Origin of the sequence: Arthrobacter sp., from assembly GCF_031988865.1 — a bacterium.
Lineage (GTDB): Bacteria > Actinomycetota > Actinomycetes > Actinomycetales > Micrococcaceae > Arthrobacter_B.
Genome location: NZ_DALZXY010000130.1, coordinates 3,387 through 6,535, shown reverse-complemented (window position 1 = coordinate 6,535; position 3,149 = coordinate 3,387). Strand labels below are relative to the sequence as shown.

At 65.7% G+C, this 3,149-nt stretch carries 2 protein-coding genes and 1 pseudogene; all 3 read left to right on the top strand.

The window, feature by feature from the left end; all coding sequences use genetic code 11:
* A pseudogene (locus tag RTN46_RS15980) lies at window positions 1-489 on the top strand (ribonuclease D); the annotation flags it as partial.
* 184 nt (window positions 490-673) lie between these two features.
* Window positions 674-2,035, top strand: coding sequence for a hemolysin family protein (locus tag RTN46_RS15975; RefSeq protein WP_312182864.1), 1,362 nt, complete (start codon window positions 674-676; stop codon window positions 2,033-2,035).
* Window positions 2,028-3,068 carry a hemolysin family protein gene (locus RTN46_RS15970; RefSeq protein ID WP_312182862.1) on the top strand — a complete coding sequence of 347 codons (1,041 nt, stop codon included), beginning with the start codon at window positions 2,028-2,030 and terminating at the stop codon, window positions 3,066-3,068. The genes RTN46_RS15975 and RTN46_RS15970 overlap by 8 nt, the downstream gene beginning before the upstream one ends.
* The last annotated feature ends 81 nt before the right edge of the window (window positions 3,069-3,149 follow it).

The window sequence follows — 3,149 nt, the reverse complement described above, 5'->3', positions numbered from 1 at the left end:
CGGCCCCCGGGAGACTCATTCCGGATTCCGCGATCGTTGCCGCCGCAAGGGCCATGCCCAATACTGTCCCGCAGCTGCTGTCCACCCCTGGCTTCCATGGCCGGGCGGCGCAGCGCGAAGCTCCGCGCTGGCTGCGCTGCATCGCCGCCGCCCGAGCCAGCAAGGACCTGCCCGCGCTGCACGTTCCCACCCATGCACCGCCGCCCCCGCGCGTCTGGGCCCGGAACGATCCCGCCGCCGCGGCACGCCTGCAAACCGCCAAGCCACGCCTGGCTGCGCTGGCTGAACGGCTGAACCTTCCGGTGGAGAACCTGCTGACCCCGGACCACCTGCGGCGGGGGGCGGCCCCCGGCTGAGATCAACCTGGACACCATCAGCGCCGCGCTGCGGGATCTCGGCGCACGGGAATGGCAGATCGAGCAGACCGCTGCCGTGCTGACCGTCGCGTTCCTGGACCCGGATCCACTGGTGGAGAAGGAAAAGGAATAGTTTCCGCGCAGGAAGGCTGCTGCGGCCGGGGCTGCTGGTCCCAAAACCCTCTGGCTAGGGCATTTCAGGAATTTCCAAGCTAGGGCCGCTAAACTTTTCCTTACTATGGATGACCCTTCTCATAAACCCATGCCCTTCTTGACTCCAGCCGTTCTGGATCGGGGAGGGCAGCCCCTTGTATGACATGCATGAGTGGATCATGGTCGGTATCGGCCTGCTCCTGACCGTTGGCACCGGCCTGTTTGTTGCCTCAGAATTTGCCCTGGTGAACCTGAACCGCAATGACCTCGAGGCGCGGCAAGCGTCCGGCGAGAAGCGGCTGGGCCCCACCATCAAGGCCCTGAAGATCACCTCGACCCACCTCTCGGGTGCGCAGCTGGGCATCACACTGACCACGTTGCTCACCGGCTACACTCTGGAGCCGGCCATCAGCTCCCTGCTGCGCGGCCCGATGCTGGCCGCCGGCATTCCGGAAGCCGCCGTCGGCGGCGCGGGTACCGTGATCGGCGTCCTGCTGGCCACCCTGTTCTCGATGATCATCGGCGAACTTGTTCCCAAGAACTTCGCACTGGCGCTGCCGCTGGCCACGGCCAAGCTGGTGATCCCTTTCCAGGCCCTGTTCACCGTCATCTTCAAGCCCGTTATCCTGCTCTGCAACAACACGGCTAACGCAGTGATCCGCTCCTTCGGCATTGAACCGAAGGAAGAACTCTCCGGAGCGCGCAGCGCCGAGGAGCTCAGCTTCCTGGTCCGCCGTTCCGCCATGGAAGGCGTGCTGGACCAGGACCATGCCGAACTGCTGCACCGCACCCTCCGGTTCTCCGACCACACCGCGGCCGACGTCATGACGCCGCGTGTCCGGATGGCCTGCATCCCGGGGACAGATTCCGCCGATGACATCATCGCCACTGCGGTTTCCACCGGCTACTCCCGTTTCCCGGTGATCGGCCGTGACTCCGACGACGTCCTCGGCGTCCTGCACGTCAAACAGGCGTTCGCGCTTCCGCTGCAGGACAGGGCACGGACGACGGCGGCTGACCTGATGGTGGCGCCGCTGCGCGTCCCTGAGTCCATGGGCGTCGATTCCCTCCTGGCAATCCTGCGCAGCCAGGGCCTGCAGATCGCGGTGGTGACGGATGAACACGGCGGAACCGCCGGCGTCGTTACCCTCGAGGACCTGGTCGAAGAAATCGTGGGCGAACTCGAGGATGAACACGACCGCGCCCGCGTCGGCGTCGTTCGCTCCGGACGTTCGGTGACCTTTGACGCGTCGCTGCGTCCGGACGAACTCCTGGACCGTGCAGGCATCACGGTGCCCGACGGCGAGGATTACGACACGCTGGCAGGTTTCGTCACGCACTGCCTTGACCGGCTGCCGGAGCTGGGTGACGAGGTGGAAGCCGACGGCGGCACGCTCCGCGTCGAACGGGTGATCGGCAACCATGTCGAACGCCTCCGCTTCACCCCGCACCCCGGCTCCGAATCACCGCAGAGCGCGCACGACCGCCTAGTTAACACCCTGACGAAGGACATCATCGATGAGTGAGTATCTCCCCGGCATAATCTGGCTGGTCGTGCTGCTGGCCGTCAACGCGTTCTTCGTCGGCGCGGAATTCGCCGTGATTTCCGCCCGCCGTTCGCAGATCGAGCCCAAGGCGGCGCAGGGAAGCAAGGCAGCCAAGACCACCCTGTGGGCGATGGAACATGCCACTTTGATGCTCGCCACCAGCCAGCTGGGCATCACCGTCTGCTCCCTCGTGATCCTGAATGTCTCCGAACCGGCGATCCACCACCTGCTGGAGATCCCGCTGGCCGGTACGCCGCTGACGCCCGAGGCCATCAGCATTACGGCCTTCGTCGTCGCGCTGCTGCTGGTGACTTTCCTCCACGTGGTGGTGGGCGAGATGATCCCCAAGAACATCTCCTTCTCCGTGCCCACCCGTGCCGCCTTGCTGCTGGCTCCCCCGCTGGTGGTGGTCGCCCGGATTTTCAAGCCGATCATCTGGGGCATGAACGCCATCGCCAACTCGGTGCTGCGCCTTTTCAGGGTGGAGCCCAAGGATGAGGCCACGAGCGCCTTTACCCTGGACGAGGTCGCCACGATCGTTGAGGAATCCACCCGCGAAGGCGTCCTGGAGGATTCCAGCGGAACGCTCACAGCGGCGTTCAACTTCACCTCCAAAACGGTGGCCGACGTCGAGGTGCCGATCGCGGAGATGGTTCTGGTTCCGGCCGGAGCCACCCCCGCCGACATCCAGAAAGCGGTGGGCAGCCACGGCTACTCCCGCTATATCCTGGCCGACGACGACGGCGACCTCACCGGCTATCTGCACCTCAAGGACGTGATGGACCTGGTGGAGCCGGAGCGCTTCAACGCCCCCGTTCCGGCCAAGCGCATCCGCCGTCTGGCCAGCGCCTACCGCGGCAGTGAACTCGAGGACGCCCTGGAAACGATGCGCCGTACCGGTTCTCACGTGGCCCGGGTGCTGGACTCCGCCGGAAACATCACCGGCGTCCTGTTCCTGGAGGACATCATCGAGGAACTCGTCGGCGAGGTGCAGGACGCCACTACCGTCTAGGTCGTTTGCGCTGATGCCGGGGCTGGCCTCCCCCGCACTGGGTGCGCAGCTCCGGTGACCTCCCTGCGAAAGAGGCCGCCA

Coding starts and splice junctions, on each gene's coding strand:
- RTN46_RS15975 (WP_312182864.1), top strand. CDS start 674: ATGCATGAGTGGATCATGGTCGGTATCGGCCTGCTCCTGACCGTTGGC.
- RTN46_RS15970 (WP_312182862.1), top strand. CDS start 2,028: ATGAGTGAGTATCTCCCCGGCATAATCTGGCTGGTCGTGCTGCTGGCC.